18 protein-coding genes, 1 tRNA gene, 1 pseudogene and 1 riboswitch are annotated in these 22,879 nt (G+C 71.4%); of the genes and pseudogenes, 13 read left to right on the top strand and 7 right to left on the bottom strand.

What is annotated here, in order from left to right:
* Position 1 precedes the first annotated feature (1 nt).
* Entirely contained in the window at positions 2–427 is a 426-nt protein-coding gene (locus ACZ51D_RS05955; RefSeq protein WP_360509565.1) for an SDR family NAD(P)-dependent oxidoreductase, read from the bottom strand.
* Between the two features lie 266 nt (positions 428–693).
* On the opposite strand from ACZ51D_RS05955, the gene ACZ51D_RS05950 reads away from it, so the two are divergent.
* From ACZ51D_RS05950 to ACZ51D_RS05920, 7 genes and pseudogenes are all read left to right on the top strand, one after another.
* A complete protein-coding gene (locus ACZ51D_RS05950) occupies positions 694–2,100 on the top strand; it encodes a cytochrome P450 family protein (protein ID WP_465616730.1) in 1,407 nt (468 codons plus the stop codon).
* 251 nt (positions 2,101–2,351) lie between these two features.
* Positions 2,352–2,519: riboswitch (cyclic di-AMP (ydaO/yuaA leader) on the top strand.
* 5 nt (positions 2,520–2,524) lie between these two features.
* Positions 2,525–3,430 carry a LysM peptidoglycan-binding domain-containing protein gene (locus tag ACZ51D_RS05945; RefSeq protein WP_465616732.1) on the top strand — a complete coding sequence of 302 codons (906 nt, stop codon included), beginning with the start codon at positions 2,525–2,527 and terminating at the stop codon, positions 3,428–3,430.
* Positions 3,431–3,686: 256 nt separating this feature from the next.
* On the top strand, positions 3,687–4,973 hold the full coding sequence (eno, locus tag ACZ51D_RS05940) for a phosphopyruvate hydratase (protein ID WP_360509559.1): 1,287 nt from the start codon (positions 3,687–3,689) through the stop codon (positions 4,971–4,973).
* A gap of 175 nt (positions 4,974–5,148) precedes the next feature.
* Positions 5,149–5,631, top strand: a complete 483-nt coding sequence (locus ACZ51D_RS05935) for an FtsB family cell division protein (RefSeq protein ID WP_465616734.1) — start codon at positions 5,149–5,151, stop codon at positions 5,629–5,631.
* Positions 5,603–6,136: pseudogene (locus ACZ51D_RS05930) on the top strand (DUF501 domain-containing protein); the annotation flags it as partial. The gene ACZ51D_RS05935 and the pseudogene ACZ51D_RS05930, both read left to right, overlap by 29 nt.
* 152 nt (positions 6,137–6,288) lie before the next feature.
* A complete protein-coding gene (locus tag ACZ51D_RS05925; RefSeq protein WP_465661423.1) occupies positions 6,289–7,224 on the top strand; it encodes a Ppx/GppA phosphatase family protein in 936 nt (311 codons plus the stop codon).
* 428 nt (positions 7,225–7,652) lie between these two features.
* On the top strand, positions 7,653–9,020 hold the full coding sequence (locus ACZ51D_RS05920) for an NAD(P)/FAD-dependent oxidoreductase (protein ID WP_360509555.1): 1,368 nt from the start codon (positions 7,653–7,655) through the stop codon (positions 9,018–9,020).
* Positions 9,021–9,425: 405 nt separating this feature from the next.
* On the opposite strand, the gene ACZ51D_RS05915 is transcribed toward ACZ51D_RS05920, so the two are convergent.
* Entirely contained in the window at positions 9,426–11,984 is a 2,559-nt protein-coding gene (locus ACZ51D_RS05915) for an ABC transporter permease (protein WP_465661316.1), read from the bottom strand.
* A gap of 47 nt (positions 11,985–12,031) precedes the next feature.
* Complete coding sequence (locus ACZ51D_RS05910) at positions 12,032–12,841, bottom strand: ABC transporter ATP-binding protein (protein ID WP_465661315.1); 810 nt, start codon at positions 12,839–12,841, stop codon at positions 12,032–12,034.
* A gap of 257 nt (positions 12,842–13,098) precedes the next feature.
* Between ACZ51D_RS05910 and ACZ51D_RS05905 the strand changes: the two genes are divergently transcribed.
* The 3 genes from ACZ51D_RS05905 to ACZ51D_RS05895 all read left to right on the top strand — a co-directional run bounded on the left by ACZ51D_RS05905 (position 13,099) and on the right by ACZ51D_RS05895 (position 14,662).
* A tRNA-Leu gene (locus ACZ51D_RS05905) sits at positions 13,099–13,180 on the top strand.
* 140 nt (positions 13,181–13,320) lie between these two features.
* On the top strand, positions 13,321–14,193 hold the full coding sequence (locus ACZ51D_RS05900) for a Bax inhibitor-1/YccA family protein (protein ID WP_360506415.1): 873 nt from the start codon (positions 13,321–13,323) through the stop codon (positions 14,191–14,193).
* Positions 14,194–14,278: 85 nt separating this feature from the next.
* Positions 14,279–14,662 (top strand): hypothetical protein, encoded by a 384-nt coding sequence (locus ACZ51D_RS05895; RefSeq protein ID WP_465661313.1) that lies wholly within the window; start codon positions 14,279–14,281, stop codon positions 14,660–14,662.
* Positions 14,663–14,782: 120 nt separating this feature from the next.
* Here ACZ51D_RS05895 and ACZ51D_RS05890 read toward each other — a convergent pair whose 3' ends face one another.
* From ACZ51D_RS05890 to ACZ51D_RS05880, 3 genes are all read right to left on the bottom strand, one after another.
* Positions 14,783–15,724, bottom strand: a complete 942-nt coding sequence (locus tag ACZ51D_RS05890; protein ID WP_465661311.1) for a hypothetical protein — start codon at positions 15,722–15,724, stop codon at positions 14,783–14,785.
* A 290-nt stretch (positions 15,725–16,014) separates the two neighbouring features.
* The gene (locus ACZ51D_RS05885) at positions 16,015–17,235 is read right to left on the bottom strand and encodes an acetyl-CoA C-acetyltransferase (RefSeq protein WP_465616746.1); all 1,221 of its coding nucleotides are present in this window, start codon (positions 17,233–17,235) and stop codon (positions 16,015–16,017) included.
* Between the two features lie 63 nt (positions 17,236–17,298).
* Positions 17,299–18,369, bottom strand: a complete 1,071-nt coding sequence (locus ACZ51D_RS05880; RefSeq protein ID WP_465616748.1) for an SGNH/GDSL hydrolase family protein — start codon at positions 18,367–18,369, stop codon at positions 17,299–17,301.
* Positions 18,370–18,596: 227 nt separating this feature from the next.
* Between ACZ51D_RS05880 and ACZ51D_RS05875 the strand changes: the two genes are divergently transcribed.
* From ACZ51D_RS05875 to ACZ51D_RS05865, 3 genes are all read left to right on the top strand, one after another.
* Positions 18,597–19,997 (top strand): cystathionine beta-synthase, encoded by a 1,401-nt coding sequence (locus tag ACZ51D_RS05875; protein ID WP_465661310.1) that lies wholly within the window; start codon positions 18,597–18,599, stop codon positions 19,995–19,997.
* Positions 19,998–20,537: 540 nt separating this feature from the next.
* Complete coding sequence (locus ACZ51D_RS05870) at positions 20,538–20,876, top strand: hypothetical protein (protein ID WP_360506431.1); 339 nt, start codon at positions 20,538–20,540, stop codon at positions 20,874–20,876.
* Positions 20,877–21,060: 184 nt separating this feature from the next.
* Positions 21,061–22,332, top strand: a complete 1,272-nt coding sequence (locus ACZ51D_RS05865; RefSeq protein ID WP_360506434.1) for a L,D-transpeptidase — start codon at positions 21,061–21,063, stop codon at positions 22,330–22,332.
* A 34-nt stretch (positions 22,333–22,366) separates the two neighbouring features.
* On the opposite strand, the gene ACZ51D_RS05860 is transcribed toward ACZ51D_RS05865, so the two are convergent.
* Positions 22,367–22,729, bottom strand: a complete 363-nt coding sequence (locus ACZ51D_RS05860) for a cupin domain-containing protein (RefSeq protein WP_360506437.1) — start codon at positions 22,727–22,729, stop codon at positions 22,367–22,369.
* Positions 22,730–22,879 lie beyond the last annotated feature (150 nt).

Raw genomic sequence — 22,879 nt, 5'->3', positions numbered from 1 at the left:
CTCAGGCCGCCGTGGCGGTGCTCTCCATCGGGCGCCGCTGCGGCGGGACGAGTTCCCCGATGGCCTCGCCGACGAGGACGACGAGTTCGGCGAGGCGTTCCAGGTCGAGGTGGTCGGGCAGGTCGGCGAGGGAGACGATCCGCTCGCCGTCGGGGCCGGCGACGGCGAAGAGGTCGATCGGTCCGAGGTGCTTCTCCGCGGTGTCGACGAGGGCGGCGACGTCGCTGGGGCGGCGGATGTCGCCGGAGACGCCGACGACGGGGCAGCCCGGCCGGTCGAGTTCGGCGGCGAGGTCCTCGGCGATGCCGACGTGCTGGTCGGCGATCAGCATTCCGGCGGCGCCGGCCGCGGCGAACCGGCGGGCGAGGCCGGCGCCCGACCCGCCGTCGAGTACCGCGATGACGACGACTGACCCGCTGACCCGCATGGTCTGCTCCTCCCTGTGGGCGACACCGCACCGGCGCCCACGCGTACTGCGGAGGATCGTAGGCAGGTCCTGACCCTCCGCAACAGGGATTACCCCTCAGGTGACCAGGCTCACGCCCGGCGTCCGGCCAAGAGCTTTCCAAGAGCTGTCCACGGACCGTCCACGGGTCGTCCACGGAGCGTTGGCGCGCCCGTCGCACGCCGTTGACGCGGGGGTCGCGAGCCGTTGAGGAAGGGGGGCGCGCACCCACCGGATACGGTCGACCCATGCCAGCTCAGCCCGACTCCGCCCGGCCCGCCGCCGCGCCGTCCGACGACCCCGCCCAGCCCGCCGCCGCGCAGCCGGCCGCCGCGCCGTCCGACGATCCCGAGCAGCCCGACGCCGCCGCTCCGCAGCTGTTCACCTGGGAGTTCGCCACCGATCCGTACCCCGCCTACGCCTGGCTGCGCGAGCACGCCCCGGTGCACCGCACCAAGCTGCCGAGCGGTGTCGAGGCCTGGCTGGTGACCAGGTATGCGGACGCCCGGCAGGCGCTCGCGGACAGCCGGCTGTCGAAGAACCCGGCGCACCACAGTGAGCAGGCGCACCGCACCGGCCGGGTGGGCATCCCGGGGGAGCGGCAGGCGGACCTGATGACGCACCTGCTGAACATCGACCCGCCGGACCACACGCGGCTGCGCCGACTGGTGTCGAAGGCGTTCACCCCGCGCCGGGTGGCCGAGTTCGAGCCGCGGGTGCAGCAGCTCACGGACCGGCTGATCGACGGCTTCGCGCAGCGCGGTTCGGCGGACCTCATCCACGAGTTCGCCTTCCCGCTCCCCATCTACGCGATCTGCGACCTGCTGGGCGTGCCGGCCGAGGACCAGGACGACTTCCGCGACTGGGCCGGCATGATGATCCGCCACGGCGGCGGCCAACGCGGCGGCGTGGGGCGAGCGGTGAAGCGGATGCGGGCGTACCTGCTGGAGCTGATCCACCGCAAGCGGGCGGACCTCGGGGACGACCTGATCTCGGGTCTGATCCGGGCGAGCGACCACGGCGAGCACCTGACCGAGAACGAGGCCGCGGCAATGGCCTTCATCCTCCTCTTCGCCGGTTTCGAGACGACCGTGAACCTCATCGGCAACGGGATGTACGCGCTGCTGCGCAATCCGGGGCAGCGCCGGTCGCTGCAGGAGTCGGTGGCGCGCGGGGAGCACGCGCTGCTGGAGACGGGGATCGAGGAACTCCTGCGCTACGACGGGCCGGTGGAGATGGCGACCTGGCGGTTCGCGACGCGGCCGCTGACCATCGGCGGGGTGGACATCCCGGTCGGTGACCCGGTGCTGGTGGTGCTGGCCGCCGCGGACCGCGATCCGGCCCGGTTCGCGGACGAGAACACCCTGGACCTGGCCCGGACTGACAATCCCCACCTGGGGTTCGGGCACGGCATCCACTACTGCATCGGCGCCCCGCTGGCCCGCCTGGAAGGGCGTGCCGCCCTGGCCACACTGCTTTCCCGGCTGCCCGATCTGCGGCTCGCGGAAAGCCCGGAGAATCTGCGCTGGCGCGGCGGTCTGATCATGCGTGGACTGCGGGAACTTCCGGTCGAATTCAGTCCGGAGAGTCGCTCCCCGCATACGCCCCTGCATACGCCTCCGCATACGCCCCCGACACCCCTTATGCGCCCCTGACAAACTGACACAAGATGACGAAACGCCGGGCGACACGCTGACGGAACGTCGCCCGGGGTCTTCCGGTTCAGGTGTGAACGCCCATCAATCCGGACATAGCGGCGCCGTTGGTAGGCGATCGGGCACGCGCCGTAATTTCTGTGTGATATCGGTGATATGAGCTTGTGATTGGTCTGAGGATCTGTCTACTCTCCCTGGAGTTCGCAGCTGCGGACCTCGTGCGCGGAACGCCGAATCCTGCCCGCCGCGTCACGGGAAACCGACCAGAACCCTGGGCAGGGGCGGGGGAACCAGGTTTGTTGCCGTTTCCCACGGCTTGGGGTGAAGCCGCCTGAGCGGAATCGTTTCCGCGTACGGCGGCCGGGCCACCTCCCGGTCCGAACCCGACAGCTCACCTCGCAGGCGTGCGGAGAGGGACCTCTTCATGCTGTTCGTTGGAACCGGTCGTCACCGCCGTCGTACCCAGACCGAGAAGGCCATTGCCGTCGCCGGTGTGGCCGGCGTCGGACTCGCGATGCCGCTCCTCACCGCCACCGGCGCCTCCGCCGCACCGGCCTCCGCCTGGGACTCCGTCGCCCAGTGCGAGAGCGGCGGCAACTGGAGCATCAACACCGGCAACGGCTTCTACGGCGGCCTGCAGTTCACCTCCGGCACCTGGAAGGCGTACGGCGGCACCGCGTACGCGCCGCAGGCCAACCAGGCCAGCCGGGCGCAGCAGATCTCGGTCGCCGAGAAGGTGCTCGCCTCGCAGGGCCCGGGCGCCTGGCCGGTCTGCTCGAAGAAGGCGGGCCTGAGCAAGGGCGGTGCCCCGGCCGCGGTCGACACCTCCTCGGACGCCAAGCCGCAGTCCGCCCCCGCGCAGCAGGCCCAGAAGCCCGCCGCCAAGCCGGCTCAGAACCCGGCCGCCCAGAAGCCCGCCGCGCAGAAGCCTGCCCAGAAGCCGGTGCAGCAGGCCGCCCCGCAGCAGCAGGCGCAGCCGCAGGCCCACGGCCTCTCCGGCCAGGGCGGTTGGGACGCGGACGCGAAGGTGTACTGGTACCAGAACAACGGCGCCTGGTACTGGACCAGCCACCAGAGCGTCTACCAGCAGTACGCGGGCCACGCCGCCGCGCAGCAGTACGCCCCGCAGGCCGCGCAGCAGCAGTACGCGCCGCAGGCCGCTCCGGCGTCCGGCCACGACTACACCGTCCGCGACGGTGACACCCTGTCGACCATCGCCGCCGCGCAGGGCGTGTCCGGCGGCTGGCACGCGCTGTACGAGCAGAACCACGGGACCGTCGGCGGCGACCCGAACCTGATCCTGCCCGGCCAGGTGCTGCACCTCGGCTGAGCCGACGCGTGAAGGCCGACGCGCGAAGGGGGTTGGGCCCGCCGGCCCCCTTCGTCCGCATTCGCCCGCTTCAGTGGGACAAGCTGGGACAAGCAGGTGAACTACTGGTGGGTAGCGGGGCCACACGCTGAGACGAGACCGAGGCGGACGTGGCCCCGGGAGCCTGGGCGGCTAGGCTCTGGTCCGTAACGACTCCGCAATCGTCCTGCTGACAGCACCACCGTCAGCCGGACCTGCTTCCGCAAGGAGATGCCTCGTGCCGTCCATCGATGTCGTCGTAGCCCGTGAGATCCTCGACTCGCGCGGCAACCCCACGGTCGAGGTCGAGGTCGGCCTCGACGACGGCAGCACGGGTCGTGCCGCTGTCCCGTCGGGTGCCTCCACCGGCGCCTTCGAGGCGCTGGAGCTGCGCGACGGTGACAAGAACCGCTACTTCGGCAAGGGCGTGGAGAAGGCCGTCCTGGCCGTCATCGAGCAGATCGGCCCGGAGCTGGTCGGCTACGACGCCACCGAGCAGCGCCTGATCGACCAGGCCATGCTGGACCTGGACGCCACCCCGGACAAGTCCTCGCTCGGCGCCAACGCCATCCTGGGCGTCTCGCTGGCCGTCGCGCACGCCGCCTCCGAGGCCAGCGACCTGCCGCTGTTCCGCTACCTGGGCGGCCCGAACGCGCACGTCCTGCCGGTCCCGATGATGAACATCCTCAACGGCGGCTCGCACGCGGACTCCAACGTCGACATCCAGGAGTTCATGATCGCGCCGATCGGCGCGGAGTCCTTCTCCGAGGCCGTCCGCTGGGGCGTCGAGGTCTACCACACCCTCAAGGGCGTGCTGAAGGAGCGTGGCCTGTCCACCGGCCTCGGCGACGAGGGCGGCTTCGCGCCGAACCTGGACAGCAACCGCGAGGCCCTGGACCTGATCACCGAGGCCATCCAGAAGGCCGGCTACGTGCCCGGCCGTGACGTCGCGCTGGCCCTGGACGTCGCCGCCTCCGAGTTCTACGAGGACGGCGCCTACCAGTTCGAGGGCAAGGCGCTCACCTCCACCGAGCTCATCGAGTACTACGCCGACCTGGTCGCGTCGTACCCGCTGGTCTCCATCGAGGACCCGCTGGACGAGTCGGACTGGGACGGCTGGAAGGCCATGACCGTCAAGCTGGGCGACAAGGTCCAGCTGGTCGGCGACGACCTGTTCGTCACCAACCCGGCCCGCCTGGCCAGGGGCATCGAGACCGGCACCGCCAACGCGCTGCTGGTGAAGGTGAACCAGATCGGCTCGCTGACCGAGACCCTGGACGCCGTCGAGCTGGCCCAGCGCAACGGCTACCGCTGCATGATGTCGCACCGCTCCGGCGAGACCGAGGACGTCACCATCGCCGACCTGGCCGTCGCCACCAACTGCGGTCAGATCAAGACCGGTGCCCCGGCCCGCTCCGAGCGCGTCGCCAAGTACAACCAGCTGCTGCGCATCGAGGAGATCCTCGACGACGCCGCCGAGTACGCCGGCCGCGGCGCCTTCCCGCGCTTCCGGTCCGCGGAGTAACAAACACAGTCGCTCCGCGGAGTGACGAGCGCAGTCGCTCCGCACACCAGTGAGCACGAGGGCTGCTGAGCGCCAGCCTGACCGGTGCCCCGCCTTTCACCCCGTAGGGTGGACGGCGGGGCACCGTCGCGACCAGGAGGGGATACGGGAGATGGCAGGCTGGAGGATCCCGGGCTTGGCGGCCCGGCCTCGGTTCACGAGCCGGGCGACCGTCCTCGTCCTGGTGCTCTGCTCGCTGGTGGCGATCCTCGCCTACCCGACGCGGCAGTTCATCTCCCAGCGCGCCGAGATCTCCGCCCAGCGGGCGAAGGCCGACCACGCGCGCCAGCAGGTCGAGCAGCTGCGCCGGGACAAGGCCCGCTGGCAGGACCCGGAGTTCGTCAAGGCGCAGGCGCGCGCCCGGCTGCACTACGCGGTGCCGGGGGAGACCCCGTACATCGCGGTGGACCCGGCGGGCCAGGCCTCGGCCAAGCCCTCCTCGTCCGCCGCCGGCGCCCCCGCCACCGGTGTGGCGGCCGGTCAGGCGATGGCCGCCAAGCCCTGGTACACCAGCATCTGGGACTCGGTCGACGCCGCCGACGCCGCCGCACCCGCCCCCGCCACCCCCCTTCCGCTCCCACCGTCCTCCGTTGGAGACACCTCCCCCCATGACCACTGAGAACCACCCCACCGTCTCCGACGCCGACGTCGCGGCCATCGCCGCCCAGCTCGGCCGGGTGCCGCGCGGCCTGCGCGGCGTGGCGCACCGCTGCCCCTGCGGCAACCCGGACGTCGTGGAGACGGCCCCCCGCCTGCCGGACGGCACGCCGTTCCCGACGCTGTACTACCTGACCTGCCCCAAGGCCGCCTCGCTGATCGGCACCCTGGAGGCGGACGGCGTGATGAAGGACCAGAGCGCCCGGCTCGCCGAGGACCCGGAGCTGGCCGCCGCCTACCAGAAGGCGCACGAGGACTACATCGCCCGGCGGGACGCGATCGAGGTGCTGGAGGGCTTCCCGAGCGCCGGCGGCATGCCGGACCGGGTGAAGTGCCTGCACGTGCTGGTCGGCCACTCGCTGGCGGCCGGCGAGGGCGTCAACCCGCTCGGCGACGAGGCGATCGGCATGCTGGAGGACTGGTGGGCCAAGGGCCCGTGCGTCTCCCCGGCCGAGGTCCAGGCCGCCGGTGAGCGGGTCGCCCGCAACCGCGCCAAGGAGCAGGACCACGAGGCCGTGATCGCCGCCAAGCAGCAGAAGACCGCCGAGCGCGCCGCCAAGAAGCGTGCCGCGGATGACGTCGCGCCGGACGCCGAGGGGCAGCAGGAGTCGCAGTGACCATGACCCGCGTGGCCGCGATCGACTGCGGCACCAACTCGATCCGGCTGCTGGTCGCCGACCTGGACCCGGAGACCGGTGAGATCACCGACCTCGACCGCCGGATGATGGTCAACCGGCTGGGCCAGGGCGTGGACCAGACGGGCCGGTTGCACCCGGACGCGCTGGCCCGCACCTTCGCGGCCTGCCGGGAGTACCAGGAGATCATCTCGGGCTTCGGCGTCGGCCCGGAGCGGGTCCGCTTCGTCGCCACCAGCGCCTCCCGGGACGCCGAGAACAGCGACGAGTACGTCAAGGGCGTGCGCGACATCCTGGGCGTCGAGCCCGAGGTGGTGAGCGGCGAGGAGGAGGCGCGACTCTCCTTCCTGGGCGCCACCAAGGAGCTGACCGGCGACCAGTTCCCGGCCCCGTACCTGGTGTTCGACCTCGGCGGCGGCTCGACCGAGTTCGTGCTCGGGACGGACGACGTGCAGGCGGCGCGCTCGGTGGACATCGGCTGCGTGCGGCTCACCGAGCGGCACTTCGGCGGCGCCGAGCTGCCCTCCGCGGAGCAGATCGCGGAGGCCCGGGCGCACGTGCGGGCCGAGTTGGACAAGGCCGAGGAGGTCGTCCCGCTGACCGGTGCGGCCACCCTGGTGGGCCTGGCCGGGACGGTCACCACGGTGTCCGCGATCGCCCAGGGTCTGTCGGACTACGACTCGGAGGTGATCCACCATTCGCGGGTCAGCCGGGAGCGGGTCGCCGGGATCGCCCGCGAGCTGCTGGCCGCGACCCACGCCGAGCGCGCGGCCATCCCGTCGATGCACCCGGGCCGGGTGGACGTGATCGCGGCCGGGGCGCTGGAGCTGCTGGAGATCATGGAGCGGACCGGTGCCGCCGAGGTGGTCGTGAGCGAGCACGACATCCTGGACGGGATCGCCTGGGGTATCGCCCGCTGACCTGCTGCGGGGCTTACCCGACCGGCCCCGGCGCCCCTTGCGGGGAGCCGGGGCCGGGGCGCGCCCGGGCCCGTGCGGAAAAGTTCGTGAATTTCTTCACATGGCGATCGGGTCATTCGGCGCACCGCCTCGCCCGCTACGTCCGAATTGTGGGACCGAAGGCCTACCGGGCGTGAGGCCCGCTGGATCGCAGGCCAGGGCTCGTTCACGGTTTGAAAATCGAAATCATGCGCGGGAACCCGGGCGCTGTACGGATCGTTGCTGCTCAGCAGGGTAGTGCTCCGGCACACGTTCGCGAGGGGGCGCGAAGGGGTGTGAGTGCACACGCCTGGGCGGGATTTGTGGCCGCGCAGTGTAGCACGGGGGGTCCATGAGCTTGTGACCGGGCTCACGAAGGCTGCTCCGGACGGTGCTGGATACTTTCGGATATGAGCACCACGGAGCGTCCTCGCATCCTCATTGTCGGCGGTGGTTACGTCGGCCTGTATGCCGCGATGCGCATCCTCAAGAAGATGCGCTACGGCGAAGCGACCGTCACGGTCGTGGACCCGCGGTCGTACATGACGTACCTGCCTTTCCTCCCCGAGGCGGCCGGCGGCAACGTCGCGCCCCGCAACCTCGTCGCGCCGCTGCGCAGCGCCCTCAAGCAGGCGGAGGTGCTGACCGGGTCCGTCACCGGCATCGACCACGCCCGCAAGGTCGCCACGATCCAGCCCGCGGCCGGCGACAGCTACGAGCTGCCCTTCGAGTACCTGGTCGTCGCGACCGGCTCGGTCTCCCGCACCTTCCCGATCCCGGGTCTGGCGGAGAACGGCATCGGCATGAAGACGGTCGAGGAGGCCATCGGCCTCCGCAACCACGTCATGGCCCAGCTCGACAAGGCCGAGTCCACCTCGGACGCGGAGGTCCGCCGCAAGGCCCTGACCTTCGTCGTCATCGGCGGCGGCTTCGCCGGCATCGAGACGATCGCCGAGATCGAGGACATGGCGCGCGACGCGTCCAAGCTGTACCGGACCGTCAGCCGCGACGACATGCGCTTCGTCGTGGTCGAGGCCGCCAACCGCATCCTCCCCGAGATGGGCCCGGACCTCGGTCTGTGGACCAAGGAGAAGCTCGAGGAGCGCAACATCGAGGTCTACATCGAGACCTCGATGGACTCCTGCGTCGACGGCCACGTCATGCTGAAGAACGGCATGGAGATGGACGCCTCCACCATCGTGTGGACGGCCGGCGTGAAGCCGAACCCGGTGCTGTCCGAGTTCGGCCTGCCGCTGGGCCCGCGCGGCCACGTCGACACCGCGCCGACCCTCCAGGTCCAGGGCTTCGACTACGTCTGGGCCGCCGGCGACAACGCCCAGGTCCCGGACCTCGCCTCCGGCGAGGGCGCCTGGTGCCCGCCGAACGCGCAGCACGCCTGCCGCCAGGCCGTCGTCCTCGGCGACAACGTGATCTCCGGCATGCGGGGCTTCCCGCAGAAGGAGTACAAGCACAAGAACCTGGGCGCGGTCGCCGGTCTCGGCCTGCACAAGGGCGTGGCGATCCTCTTCGGCAAGTACAAGCTGAAGGGCCGTCCGGCCTGGTGGTTCCACCGCCTGTACCACGGTGCGATGGTCCCGACCTTCAACCGCAAGGTCCGCGTCTTCACCGACTGGACGCTCGCGATGTTCCTGAAGCGCGAGATGGTCGGCCTCTCCCAGATGGAGAAGCCGCAGCTTCCGATCCAGGAGGTCACCCCGCCCACCAAGCCCGTCGAGGCCGCCAAGCCGGCCGCCGACAAGGAACTCGCGAGCAAGTAAGCGACTGAGACCCCGGTGTGGGAGCACCGGGGTATGAGTCGGAGGCCCTCCGCCCGGCAGCGTCGCCGGACCACGACCTCCGTGGTGCTCAGCCGGCCCTGTGACCGGGCGGAGTACAGCAGTAGAAGAGCCCCTGCCGGACCTCCGGCAGGGGCTCGCTCTGTTGTTTCGCCCGCTCGCCTCCGGGGCGCTCGGGATCCGGTGCCGACGGTCGGCGCTCCCTCGCTCGTGCCTCGCTCCCTCGCTTCTCCCTTTCGGCACCGGCGCGCCCCTTCGGCTCGGGGCGGGGTTCGCCCGCTCGCCCGTGACGCTGCTCGGGGCGGGGTTCGCCCGCTCGCCCGTGACGCCGCTCGGGGCGGGAGTTCGCCCGCTCGCCCGTGATGCCGCTCGGGTGGGGACTCGGGGTCAGTCGGTCTTGATGCTCGACAGGATGTCCAGCTTGGACGCCCGGCGGGCCGGCCAGATCGCGGCCACCAGGCCGACCACCCCGGCCAGCGCCAGGAACATCGCCAGCTGGCCGTACGGCAGGACGGTGGTCAGGCCGGCCAGGCTGGACTTCAGGGTGCCGTTGATCGCCCAGGCGATGAAGCAGCCGAGGGCCAGGCCGACGCCGGCGCCGAACATCGAGATCACCACGGACTCCAGACGGACCATCCGCTTGATGCCCCGGCGGTCCAGACCGATCGCCCGCAGCATCCCGATCTCGCGCTTGCGCTCGAAGACCGACATCGCCAGCGTGTTGATCACGCCCAGGATCGCGATCAGGACCGCCATCCCCAGCAGGCCGTACATCAGGTTCAGCGCGAAGGTGATGGTCTGGCTGAAGTCGTCGCGGACGTCCTGCCTGGACTTCACCTCGATCACCGGGTTGGCGCCGGTGGCGTCCTTGAGCGACTGCTTGAGCGAGTCGGTGGCGCCGTCCTTGCCCTTGACCAGGACGTCGGAGATGTACGGCTTCGGCTCGTGCTTGGCGATCTCGCTGTTGGCCACCACGACCGGGCCGAGCATGCCGCCCGTCTTGTACACGCCGCCGACGGTGAGCTGCCCCGTGGAGGCGTCCGGGTAGGAGACGGTCAGCGTGGAGCCGGTGGTGACGTTGAACTTCTTGGCGACGTCCTCGTCCACCAGGAGTCGGCCCTGGCCGAGCGCGGCGGCGGAGCCGCTGGTCAGCTTGATGTCGGCGACCTGGTCGAAGCTCGCCGCGTCCAGGCCGGCGATCGACTTGCTGGTGCCGTTGAGCTCCCAGTACGCGGCGGTCATCGGCGAGGAGGCCGCCACCCCGGGCGCCTTGGCGATCTGCCCGGGCACCTGGTCGGAGAGGCTCATGCCGTTGGCGGCCGAGACGACGTAGTCGGCCTTCATCGAGCTGGTGACGGCCCGGTCGACCGCGTCGCCCACCGAGGCGCCGATCACGGTGAGACCGCTGACCAGGGTCAGGCCGATGGTGAGCGCGGCCGCGGTGGCCGCGGTGCGGCGCGGGTTGCGCACCGCGTTCTGCTGGGCGAGCTTGCCGGGGGTGCCGCCGAGCCCGCGCAGCAGCGGGCCGAGCAGCGCGACCACCGGCCGGGAGAGCAGCGGCAGCAGGACGAACACGCCGATCAGGGCCAGGAAGGCGCCCAGGCCGACCGGCATCCGGCCGCTGTCGTCACCGGTGGAGGCGCCGTAGCCGATCAGGGCCAGACCGCCGGCGGCGAGCAGCGAGCCGATCGTGTTGCGGACCACCAGGCTCTTCTGGGAGGCCGGCTGGTCGCCGCTGCTCATCGCGGCCACCGGGGCGATCCGGGCGGCGCGCAGGGCGGGCAGCAGGGCCGACAGGACCGTCACCACGACGCCGACCACCAGGGTCACCGCGACGGTGAGCGGCTTGATCACCAGCGCGCCGCTCGGCATGTTCTCGTTCAGGCCGCCGATCAGGGACTGCATCCCCGCGCCGATCCCGACGCCCGCAGCCAGACCGGCCACCGCCGAGACGGTGCCGATCAGCAGGGCCTCGACCAGCACCGAGCGGGTGACCTGCTTGCGGCTGGCGCCGATGGCGCGGAGCAGGGCCAGCTCCTTGGTGCGCTGGGCGACCAGCATGGTGAAGGTGTTGGCGATGATGAAGATGCCGACGAAGAGCGAGATGAAGGCGAAGACCAGCAGCATGGTGCGCATGCTGTCGGTGCCCTTGGTGATCATCTCCTGCTCGTCGGCCTTGAGCTTGGCGCCGGTCTCGACGTCGAACTGGTGGCCGGACGGCACCTTGGGCTGGGCCTGGGCGAGCAGCGCGTCCTCGGAGGTGCCGGGCTTGGCGGTGAGGATGACGCTGCTGTAGCGGCCGGGCTCCAGGAGCAGCTGCTGGGCGGTGGTCCGGTCGAACAGGGTGAGCGTGCCGCCGGTGCTCACGACCGGGTCGTCGGTGGTGAAGATGCCGGTGAGCTTCGCCTCGACCACCGGGCCGTTCGCGGCCACCCGCACGGTGTCGCCGACCTTGTAGCCCGCCTTGTCGGCGGTCTTGCGGTCGAGCGCGATCTCCTTGCCGTTCTTCGGGCCCTGGCCCTCGGCCATCGGGTAGCGCGGGTCCTTGCCGTCCTGGCCGGGCGCGAAGTTGGCGCCCTTGGCGGCCCAGAACTGGCCGATCAGGTTGCCCTTGTGGTCGGCGACGCCGGTGAAGCCGCTCACCACGCCACGGGCGCCGGCGGTGCCCGGCAGGGCGGCCAGCTGCTGGACGGTGGCGTCGGTGAGCGCGGCGGAGCCGCTCTCGCTCTTCTGCTTGGCGCTGGCGGCGGAGCCGGCCGCGCGGTCCACCACCTGGACCGATATGTCCGAGTAGCTCTTGGAGTTGCTGTCCCGCATGGCCTTGCCGAAGGTGTCGGAGAAGACCATGGTGCCCGCCACGAAGGCGGTGCCGAGCATGACGGCCAGCGCCGTCATCAGCAGTCGGCCCTTGTGGGCCAGCACGTTGCGCAGTGCGGTGCGATACATGGGGTGTCCTGGGAGGGGTCGGAGGCGGGCTGCGGGCTGTCGTGGTGTCAGCTGGTGCGGCCCTTGGCGTCGAAGCGGCGCATGCGGTCCAGGACGGTGTCGGCGGTGGGGGTGTGGAGTTCGTCGACGATGCGGCCGTCGGCGAGGAAGACGACGCGGTCGGCGTAGGAGGCGGCGACGGGGTCGTGGGTGACCATGACGACGGTCTGGCCGAGTTCGCGGACGGAGTTGCGCAGGAAGGAGAGGATCTCGGCGCCGGAGCGGGAGTCGAGGTTGCCGGTGGGTTCGTCGGCGAAGATGATGTCGGGCTTGCCGGCGAGGGCGCGGGCGCAGGCGACGCGTTGCTGCTGGCCGCCGGAGAGCTGGGAGGGGCGGTGGCTGAGGCGGCCGGAGAGGCCGACGGTGTCGACGACGCGGTCGAGCCAGGGCTTGTCGACCTTGCGGCCGGCGATGTCCATGGGGAGGGTGATGTTCTCCAGGGCGGTCAGCGTCGGGAGGAGGTTGAAGGCCTGGAAGATGAAGCCGATGTGGTCGCGGCGCAGCTGGGTGAGCTGCTTGTCCTTGAGGCCCACGAGCTCGGTGTCGCCGATGGTGGAGGAGCCGGAGCTGACGGTGTCGAGGCCGGCCATGCAGTGCATGAGGGTGGACTTGCCGGAGCCGGAGGGGCCCATGATGGCGGTGAACTCGCCCTGGGGGAAGGTCACGCTGACGTCGTCGAGGGCGACGACGCGGGTCTCCCCCTCCCCGTAGACCTTGTTCAGGCCGGTGGCGCGGGCGGCCGCCAGGCCGGTACGGACGGCGGTTGCGGTCGACGTGGTCACGGGGGACTCCTTGTGCTCGTGGGCTTGTACCTCCATGCTCCGGGACGTGATCATGGTCTGGCGTCGCTCCGCCGGACGGTTGGCCCGACCATCGCTGGGCGTACGGGAGGGCTGATCCGTCCTCCTGCGGTATGACGGGAACCCTGAGGGAGGGGCGGTGGCCGGAACCACTATCCTTCGTGGCCGAAATCCCGGACAGTTCGTCAGATGGCAAGGAAACATGACAACTTCCGGGGCTGGGAACATGCGAAAGAGTGATCCGGGCGACTAGGCTCAGGGTGGTTTCGCAGGACGCCCGGATGGTGGAACGCAGACACGGGCAGCTTAAAACTGCTTGGCCGCGAGGCCGTGCCGGTTCGAGTCCGGCTCCGGGCACCGGTCGACCGGCGGGGGCGCCGACGGCGCCCCCGCCGGGAGTCGTTCACCAGATCCTCCTCGCGGCGTATCCCGGAATTTTTGCCAAGCCATTACCCTTATGCGTGGGCGGTGCAGTGCCGCCACGGAGGGAATGAGCAATGAGAAGCAGCAACCCGGTCTTCTCGCGGGAGGGGTCCTTCACCCGCGACTCCGGCTACGCGGGGTTCGGCAACACCGCGCAGCCCGGGAGCCCGTACGGCAACCCCTACGCGGGGACCCAGTACGCCCAGCAGCCGCAGGGTCAGGCCCCGCTGACCGACGAGCAGCTCTACCAGCTGTACAACGGCCCGTCGGCCGGTCCGGCGGCCACCGGGCGGATGACGCTGGACGACGTGGTCGCCCGCACCGCCATGACGCTGCTGACGCTGGTCGCCGCCGGTGCGGTGGCCTGGTTCGCGCTGCCGTTCGAGAACTACGGCTTCGCGATCGCCGCCAGCCTGGTGGCGATGGTCGTCGGCCTGGTGGCCTCCTTCAAGCGCAGCGTCAGCCCGCCGCTGATCCTGACGTACGCGGCCCTCCAGGGCTTCGCGATGGGCGCCTGGTCGCACGCGCTGAACACCATGCTGAACGGCATCGTGATCCAGGCGGTGCTGGGCACGGCGGCGGTCTTCGCGGCGATGCTGTTCGCCTACAAGAGCGGCAGGATCCGGGTCACCCCGCGCTACACCCGGATCGGCATCGCGATCGGTATGGGCTTCGTGCTGCTGATGCTGGTCAACCTGGTCGCGTCGCTGGCCTTCGGCGCCGAGATGGGCCTGCGCTCGGGTCCGCTGGGCATCGTGGTCGGCCTGGTCGGCATCGGCCTGGGTGCCTTCTTCCTGTCGCTGGACTTCGCGGAGATCGAGACCGCCATCGCCCAGGGCGCCCCGCAGCGCGAGTCCTGGCGGGCCGCCTTCGGGCTGACCCTGTCGCTGGTCTGGATCTACATGGAGATGATGCGGCTGATCGCGATCCTGCGCGGCGACGACTAACCGTCCCCCTGCCGTGAACCACTGCCGCCGGGCCCCGGAGCCACCCGCTCCGGGGCCCGGCGGCTTTTCGCCTAGGCTCGCTGGCATGCATGACGTACAGCCCCCGGACGTACAGGCCCTGGTCGAAGCCGTCGACTCCCTGGCGGATCGTTTCCGCTCGCTGCCGCAGAGCAAGCTGCTGGGCTCCGTGCCCGGGCACGCCTCGCGGGCGGCGGCCGCGCTCGACCTGGCCCGGCGACTGGCCGCACTGGCGCTGACGGTGGAGGGCGGGCCGGAGCGGGACTTCCCGGATGCCGGGGCGTTCGCGGTGGGGGACCAACTGGCCGTCGCCGGCCACGACCTGGCGGCCGCGCTCGCGGCGCTGCCCGAAGGCGCGGAGGTGGCCCTGCCGGACGGGCCCGCGGCCGTCACCGATGTGCTGGCCGGGGCGGTCGCGGCGGTGCGGGAGACGGCGGTGCTCTGCGCCTGAGGCGCTCTCGGCGCCGACGGGCCGGTCGGGGTGCTCCGGAGCCGGACATGCCGAAGGCCGGCCGGGTCGGTAACCCCTTGACCCGGCCGGCCTTCGGCGCGCCGTCCTGCTGAGGCTGCGTCAGATGCTGGCGACCACCCGGTCGGCGAGCACGTAGACGGCGTCCTCGTCGGTGGAGAAGGTCAGCGAGTACGAGCCGGAGAAGCGCGAGCCGCCGAGCAGTCGGACGTGCTCACCGGCGCGGACCGCGTCGATCAGCCGGTAGGCGGCCTCCCGGTCGCCCGGGGCCACGCAGAGGGTGGTGCCGTCGGCGAAGGCGTACACGTCCAGGGTGCCCAGCGGGCCCGGGCGGACGTCGATCAGGGCGACGCCCTCCTCGGCGAGGGTGGCCAGCCGGCCGTCGGTCCACTCGCGGGACGGCGCCTGGCTCGGCACGAAGTCGGGGTGCGAGGGGTGGCGGCGCGGGTCGGGCGCGGCGACCGGGGCCTCCTCGACGGCCGCTTCGGCATCCAGCAGCCCGGCCTCCAGGCCGGTGGCCAGCAGGTCGGCCTCGCGGCGGGCCCGGACGTCCTTGGTGGCCTCGCCCAGCGGGTGGCCGGGGCGCAGCGGCGCGCCGCCGTCGGTGCCGGGGTCGGCCGGGCCGGTGACGCCCTCGTCGATCAGGTCCTCCAGCGCGGAGCGCAGCGCCTCGCCGAACTCCGGGTCCATCGTCCCGGCGTTGTCGGCGGCGTCCTGCGGGCCGGTGGGGCGGGGGAAGAAGAGCGGCCACTCGTCGGTGCCGGAGAACACTCCGGTGAACGGGGAGTCGAACAGTGGCGCGTCCTCGGCCGCGCGGGCCTCCTGCTCGGCCCAGAACGCGCGGGCCTCGGTGATCTCCCGCTCGCGGTCGGCGGCGAGCGCCTCGGCGACGGCCCGGCGTATCGCGGCCTCGTCCACGGTTGCGGGCGTGGCAGGGGCCGCTGCCTGGGCTTCCAGTCGGCGGGAGATCCCGCGGAGCCGGAGCAGCACGGCGGTCGACACGGTGATCAGGATCAGCAGCAGGATGGTGTAGACGGCGCTCACGGAACGTACTCCTAGCGAGGAGCGGAACGGGGTTACGTGTCCACACTGCCCCATCCGGGGGTGTTACCGCAGTGGCGAATGTCTAATTCGTCCGGGACTTTCGCTCTTGTCCCCAAATTGTTAGGTAACACTGTTCTACGCAGTGGAGTTGATCCGCTCCGCAGTGTCGACTTCCGGGCCGAAAATGAACGGAAAGAGGGCCGGATCGACCTCGCGGTGTGATCCGGCCCTCAATTACGTAGCGTGACTCCAAATGGGTGGTCCAGACCCTTCGGAGGGTGCGGGGATGGTCAGCTGAGGCGCTCGATGACCATCGCCATGCCCTGGCCGCCGCCGACGCACATGGTCTCCAGACCGAACTGCTTGTCGTGCCACTGCAGGGAGTTGATCAGCGTGGTGGTGATCCGGGCGCCGGTCATGCCGAAGGGGTGGCCGACCGCGATGGCGCCGCCGTTGACGTTCAGCCTGTCCAGGTCGATGCCGAGGTCGCGGTAGGACGGGATCACCTGGGCCGCGAAGGCCTCGTTGATCTCGACCAGGTCGATGTCGTCGATGGTCAGGCCGGCCCGCTTGAGGGCCTGCTTGGAGGCCTCGACCGGGCCGTAGCCCATGATCTCGGGGGAGAGCGCGCTGACGCCGGTGGAGACCACCCGGGCGAGCGGGGTGATGCCGAGCTCACGGGCCTTGGTGTCGGACATGATGACCAGCGCGGCCGCACCGTCGTTCAGCGGGCAGCAGTTACCGGCGGTCACGGTGCCGTCCGGGCGGAACACCGGCTTCAGGCCCGAGACGCCCTCCACGGTGACGCCGGCGCGCGGGCCGTCGTCCGTGCTGACCACGGTGCCGTCCGGGAGCGTCACCGGGGTGATCTCGCGCTCCCAGAAGCCGGCCTTGATGGCGGCCTCGGCGAGGTTCTGCGAGCGGACGCCGAACTCGTCCTGCTCGGCGCGGGTGATGCCCTTGAGTGCGGCCAGGTTCTCGGCGGTCTGGCCCATCGCGATGTAGGCGTCGGGCAGCAGCCCGTCCTCGCGCGGGTCGTGCCACTCGCCGCCGCCCTCCTCGGCGCGCTTGGCGGTGCGGGCCTGGGCCTCGCCGAAGAGCGGGTTCATGGTGCCCGGCATGCCGTCCGAGGTGCCGTGGATGCTGCGCGAGACGGTCTCCACGCCGGCCGAGATGAAGACGTCGCCCTCGCCCGCCTTGATCGCGTGCAGCGCCATCCGCGTAGTCTGCAGCGAGGAGGAGCAGTAGCGGGTGATGGTGGCGCCGGGCAGGTAGTCCATGCCCATCTGGACGGCCACGATGCGGGCCAGGTTGTGGCCCTGCTCGCCGCCGGGCAGGCCGCAGCCCAGCATCAGGTCGTCGATCTCGCGCGGGTCGAGCTGCGGCACCTTGGCCAGCGCGGCCTGGATGATGTGGGCGGTCAGGTCATCCGGGCGGACGTCCTTCAGGGAGCCCTTGAAAGCCCGGCCGATCGGCGAACGGGTGGCGCTGACGATGACGGCTTCGGGCATGAGGGGCTCCTCGCTGGGTGACGGCGGACCTGACGTCCGGGAGGAAAGTTACCGCTTGGTAGGTCAAGCGTCACCCGCCCCAGCGTGTGAGCTGGCCGACGTATTCCCGGGGCCCGGACGGGACTCTCCGGGCACGCCCGAGGGGGGCAGCCCGATCCGCAGGCGCTGGCGCAGCAGCGCCCAGCGGTGGCCGGCGCCCTCCGCCTCCACGGCCGCCACCTCGGTGCCCGCCTGCGCGGCCGCGGCGGCGGCGGCCACCGCGACCGGCAGCACCGTCTCACCCGGCACCGGCGCGGTCGGGCGCTCCTCCTCCGGCCAGAGGCCGAGCGCGGCGCAGACCGAGGGCAGTATGGCCATCGCGGCGGTCGCGTAGCCCTGGGCCGAGGGGTGGTAGCGGTCGGCGGCGAACATCTCCGGGCGGGCGGCGAACTCCGGGCCCAGCAGTGAGCCCACCGAGACCGTCCGGCCGCCCGCCTCCACCACCGCGATGGTCTGCGCGGCGGCCAGCTGTCGGCTCAGCCGGCGGGCCACCCAGCGCAGCGGCGGGCGCACCGGCTTGATCGTGCCGAGGTCCGGGCAGGTCCCGACGACCACCTCGCAGCCGTTGGCGCGCAGTGCGGCGACCGCCTCGCCGAGGTGGCGGACGGCCACCTGGGCCGGGCTGTGCCGGGTCACGTCGTTGGCGCCGATCATGATCACCGCGATGTCCGGGTGGTGCGGCAGCGCCTGCTCCAGCTGGCCGGAGAGGTCGGCGGAGCGGCCGCCGGAACGGGCCACGTTGACCAGCCGGACCGGGCGCTCGGCCACCGAGGCCAGACCGGCGGCGAGCAGGGCGCCGGGGGTCTCCCGGCCCCGTGCCACGCCGAGGCCGGCGCCGGTGGAGTCGCCGAGGACGGCCAGCACGAGCGGCTGCTGCGGGGCGGCGGCGCGGTCGGCGAAGGCCTCGCCGTAGACGCCGTCGGCCCTGGGCGGGACGGTCTCCAGGGCGCCGATGGCCTGGACGGCGAGCCTGCTCTCGGTCAGCAGCAGGCCCACCACCCCCACGCCGAGCAGCCCGAGCCCGCCGCCGCCGTACGCCGCCGCGGTGGCGATCCGCCGGGCCACCCGGGCCCGCGAGTCGTGTGCGCCTGGCATCCGGTGCCCCCTTCGCGTCCTCGTGCCGCCCCCGGCGGGGTCGTACACCCCTCCTACCCGCACGGAGGGCGCGAGTACCGGCGGGGGTGGTCCATTGGGGGAGGCAGGGGCCGCGGGGGATGTGGGGTCGTGCCTCCCGGGACGGACGGGCGGCCCGGGGTGCGTGCCACGCCCTAGGCTTTGCAGTACCGAAAGCACTCGCATGCCCATAGACCGGGAGGACCCCCGTGCGGTACCACAACTCGATCATCGACCTGGTCGGCAATACGCCACTGGTCAAGCTGAACAAGGTCACCGAGGGCATCAGCGCGACAGTGCTGGCGAAGGTCGAGTACTTCAACCCCGGCGGCTCGGTGAAGGACCGCATCGCGATGCGCATGATCGAGGCCGCCGAGGCCTCGGGCGCCCTGAAGCCGGGCGGCACCATCGTGGAGCCGACCTCCGGCAACACCGGTGTCGGTCTGGCGATCGTGGCCCAGCAGAAGGGCTACAAGTGCATCTTCGTCTGTCCGGACAAGGTCTCGACCGACAAGATCAACACCCTGCGCGCGTACGGCGCCGAGGTGGTCGTCTGCCCGACCGCCGTCGCCCCGGAGCACCCGGACTCCTACTACAACGTCTCCGACCGCCTGGTCCGTGAGACCCCGAACGCCTGGAAGCCGGACCAGTACTCGAACCCGGACAACCCGGCCTCGCACTACCACTCCACCGGCCCGGAGCTGTGGGAGCAGACCGACGGGAAGATCACCCACTTCGTGGCGGGCGTCGGCACCGGCGGCACCATCTCCGGCACCGGCAACTACCTGAAGGAGGTTTCGGGCGGCAAGGTCAAGGTGATCGGCGCCGACCCGGAGGGCTCGGTCTACTCGGGCGGCACCGGCCGGCCGTACCTGGTCGAGGGCGTCGGTGAGGACTTCTGGCCGACCGCCTACGACCGCGGCGTCGCGGACGGGATCGTCGCCGTCTCCGACAAGGACTCGTTCCAGATGACCCGCCGCCTGGCCAAGGAGGAGGGCCTGCTGGTCGGCGGCTCCTGCGGCATGGCCGTGGTGGCCGCGCTGGAGGTCGCCCGCGACCTCGGGCCGGACGACGTCGTGGTGGTGCTGCTGCCGGACGGCGGTCGCGGCTACCTGTCCAAGATCTTCAACGACGACTGGATGGCCGACTACGGCTTCCTGCCCTCGTCCACCGACGAGGCGCACATCAGCGAGGTGCTGGCCCGCAAGGAGGCCATCGAGCAGGGCGGCATCCCGCAGTTCGTCCACATGCACCCCAACGAGACGGTCGCCGAGGCGGTCCGGGTGCTGCGCGAGTACGGCGTCTCGCAGATGCCGGTGGTCTCCCCGGGCGCCGGGCACCCGGACATCATGGCCGGCGAGGTGATCGGCTCGGTGGTGGAGAAGCTGCTGCTGGAGGGCATCTTCGCCAAGGAGATCGAGCTGACCGACACCCTGGACAAGGTGATGTCCAAGCCGCTGCCGGTGGTCGGCTCGGGCGAGACCGTCACCAACCTGATGACCGTGCTGGAGAAGGCCGACGCGGCCGTCGTGCTGGTCGAGGGCAAGCCCCACGGCATCGTCACCCGCCAGGACCTGCTGGGCTACCTGACCGTCCGCGCCGCGCACTGACGCACGGTCACCGGCGCTTCGCCCGTGGACGGATCCGGAGGAATCGTCCACGGGCGAAGTGGTACACCGGCGTCACCTGCCCGCAGCATGTGGTTAACAAGCGTCCGGCATCGTAGTGGTCAACGGCAGCACGCCGAACGAGGCGACGGCAACCGTCCGGGAGCGGCTCCCCGGCGATCGCGGTCGACTCCGGACACATCGGGTGGCCCTGACACGGCCGCTGTGTCCTCCCTCCGCGGGAGGTGCCGTCGTCCCGCCCCTGTCCGGCTCCGGCCGATCGACAGGGTGTGGCGGCTCCCGCGGCCGCACCGCGCCGTACGGCGCGTCCCCGCGGCTCCCGGGTGGGGGAGCCGATGCGGGGGAACGGTGGGGCCGGTCCTTCTTCGAGGGACCGGCCCTTTCGTTCGGCCCCGTCCGTTCGGCTTCCTTCCGTCCGGCCTCGTTCCGCCCGGCCTCCGTTCGCCGCCGGTCCCGGGTCCGTCGGCCCGCGGCTCCCGCCGCGTGCGCCGGGCGGCCCGCCGTTCCCGTACGCTCGCACGCATGACCAGCACTGAAACGACCGACCAGGACGCCCCGCGCTACGTCCGGGTCAAGATCGAGCTCATCGCGGAGATCACCGACGAGGGCGCCCTCAAGGCGGCGGCCCTGCAGGCGGTGACCGAGGACGAGTACCTCGACGACGAGGAGCGCGCCCAGTCCGTCGAGGCCATCGAGGTGGACCCGTCGGGTTCGCTCGCCCACTTCATCGACCCCGTCGCGCTGCTCGGCGACGTCCCCGGGGTGGAGCTCGCCTCGGCGACCTGGGAGTCGGCGCAGACCGAGTTCGACCCGGCCGACGAGGAGTGGGACGAGTACTCGGTGGACGAGTCCGCCGAGTAACGACGGCACTCCGTCACCGCTCGGAACGCCCGGTCTGCCACGGCAGATCGGGCGTTTTGTCCTTGTTCGGGGGCACGTTGGGTCATCTCATACGATCGCTTACCCTTCGGTGATGGAACCGTGAACGGGCGGATTGCGTTTTTGTATCCGTAAATGCCCGGGATGATCAGCAGGGAGACGCGACGTGACGGCACGGGACGGTCAGGGGCGGGCGGCCGGAGGAAGCTGGAGCCGACGCGGTGTTCTCGCAGGACTGATCGGGGCGCCCGTCCTGCTTCTCGCGGCCTGCAACGACAACAGCGGCAGTGGCGGTGGCAGCGGCTCCGGTGGCAGCGCGAGCGGCGCCCCGGGCTCGGGCGGCGGGAGCGGCACCCCGAAGACATCGGCCGCCGTGATCACCGTCACCCCCGCCGACGGGGCCACCGCCGCCAGCTTCAGCGAGCCGGTCAAGGTCACCGTGGGCAACGGCACGTTGAGCAGCGTCAAGGTCACCGACTCCACCGGCAAGGAGCTGGCCGGCCAGCTCTCCGCCGACAACACCGGCTGGACCTCGGCCGCGGCCCCGGCCAGCGGCACCAAGTACACCGTCGCAGCCGTCGCGGTGGACAAGGACAAGCTGGAGGCGGACTCCAACGCCGTCTTCACCACGGCGACCCCGGCCAACACCTTCGTCGGCTACTTCACCCCCGAGGACGGCTCGACGGTCGGCGTCGGCATGCCCGTCTCGATCAACTTCAGCAAGCCGATCACCGACCGCAAGGCCGTCCAGCAGGCGATCACCGTGACGGCGGAGCCGGGCGTCGAGATCGTCGGGCACTGGTTCTCCAGCACTCGCCTCGACTTCCGGCCGCAGGAGTACTGGGCCAAGGGCACCACCGTGACCCTCAAGCTCCGGCTCAAGGACGTCGAGGGCGCCAAGGGCGTGTACGGCACCCAGTCCAAGGACGTCCGCTTCACCATCGGCCGCGCCCAGACCACCGTCGCCGACCTCGGTGCCAAGAAGCTCACCGTCACCACCGACGGCCAGGTCAGCGCCGTCTACAAGATCTCCGGTGGGTCGCCCGAACACACCACCTGGGGCGGCAAGATGGTCATCTCCGAGCAGTACACGCAGACCCGGATGAACTCGCAGACCGTCAACCTGGGCAGCGAGTACGACATCGCGGACGTGCCGCACGCCCAGCGCCTCACCAGCTCGGGCACCTTCATCCACGGCAACTACTGGTCCCCGGCGTCGATCTTCGGCGGCCAGAACACCAGCCACGGCTGTGTCGGCCTGCAGGACGCCAAGGGCGCGCAGGACGCCGGTACCGACGGCTACAAGTTCTACAAGTCCTCGATGATCGGCGACGTGGTCGAGGTCGTGAACTCCGGTGACAAGACCGTCGCCCCGGACAACGGCCTGAACGGCTGGAACATGGGCTGGGCCGACTGGAAGGCCGGCAGCGCCGTCTGACATCCCGCCCGCACGCCCGGCAGGGGTGCGCGGATCAGCGCTTCGCGTAGTCCGTGAACCCCTGCCAGTCGATGACCACGCACGGCTCGTCGCCCAGGATCCAGGCGTCGTGCCCGGGCGGGCAGATCATGTAGTCGCCGGGGCCGAACTCCTCCGCCTGGCCGTCGTCCATGACGATCTTCATCCGGCCGGAGATCACGTACCCCGCGTGGGCCGCCTGGCAGCTGTCGGTCTTGGCGATCGGTTTCACGTGCTTGGACCACTGCCACCCCGGTTGGAACACGGCTCGGCCGACCGGGCCGGCGTCCAGGCTCACCAGGCGCAGTTCCCCTGTGCCCTCCTCGAAGGGGCGGACCTCCTCGGGATCGTCGAAGCTCTTGCGGACCAGACCGGACATGGCGGACTCCTCTCCACGAGGGGCGGGCCCGCCCCCCGGGGGGGGGCGGGCCCCCCCCGGGGGGGCCCCCCCTGAGGGCCCCGGAACCCGGGCGGGGGAGAATGGAGCGCGGCCGCCCGGGGCACCCCGGGTGCGGGGCACGCCCCACGG

The sequence above is a fragment of the Kitasatospora sp. NPDC033851 genome (assembly GCF_055576085.1).
This window is presented reverse-complemented; position numbering and strand designations above follow the sequence as displayed.

Excerpts from the sequence above, each read along its gene's own strand:
- ACZ51D_RS05955 (WP_360509565.1), bottom strand. The coding sequence starts at position 427 with ATGCGGGTCAGCGGGTCAGTCGTCGTCATCGCGGTACTCGACGGCGGG.
- ACZ51D_RS05950 (WP_465616730.1), top strand. The coding sequence starts at position 694 with ATGCCAGCTCAGCCCGACTCCGCCCGGCCCGCCGCCGCGCCGTCCGAC.
- ACZ51D_RS05945 (WP_465616732.1), top strand. The coding sequence starts at position 2,525 with ATGCTGTTCGTTGGAACCGGTCGTCACCGCCGTCGTACCCAGACCGAG.
- ACZ51D_RS05925 (WP_465661423.1), top strand. The coding sequence starts at position 6,289 with ATGACCCGCGTGGCCGCGATCGACTGCGGCACCAACTCGATCCGGCTG.
- ACZ51D_RS05920 (WP_360509555.1), top strand. The coding sequence starts at position 7,653 with ATGAGCACCACGGAGCGTCCTCGCATCCTCATTGTCGGCGGTGGTTAC.
- ACZ51D_RS05915 (WP_465661316.1), bottom strand. The coding sequence starts at position 11,984 with ATGTATCGCACCGCACTGCGCAACGTGCTGGCCCACAAGGGCCGACTG.
- ACZ51D_RS05910 (WP_465661315.1), bottom strand. The coding sequence starts at position 12,841 with ATGGAGGTACAAGCCCACGAGCACAAGGAGTCCCCCGTGACCACGTCG.
- ACZ51D_RS05900 (WP_360506415.1), top strand. The coding sequence starts at position 13,321 with ATGAGAAGCAGCAACCCGGTCTTCTCGCGGGAGGGGTCCTTCACCCGC.
- ACZ51D_RS05895 (WP_465661313.1), top strand. The coding sequence starts at position 14,279 with ATGCATGACGTACAGCCCCCGGACGTACAGGCCCTGGTCGAAGCCGTC.
- ACZ51D_RS05885 (WP_465616746.1), bottom strand. The coding sequence starts at position 17,235 with ATGCCCGAAGCCGTCATCGTCAGCGCCACCCGTTCGCCGATCGGCCGG.
- ACZ51D_RS05880 (WP_465616748.1), bottom strand. The coding sequence starts at position 18,369 with ATGCCAGGCGCACACGACTCGCGGGCCCGGGTGGCCCGGCGGATCGCC.
- ACZ51D_RS05870 (WP_360506431.1), top strand. The coding sequence starts at position 20,538 with ATGACCAGCACTGAAACGACCGACCAGGACGCCCCGCGCTACGTCCGG.
- ACZ51D_RS05860 (WP_360506437.1), bottom strand. The coding sequence starts at position 22,729 with ATGTCCGGTCTGGTCCGCAAGAGCTTCGACGATCCCGAGGAGGTCCGC.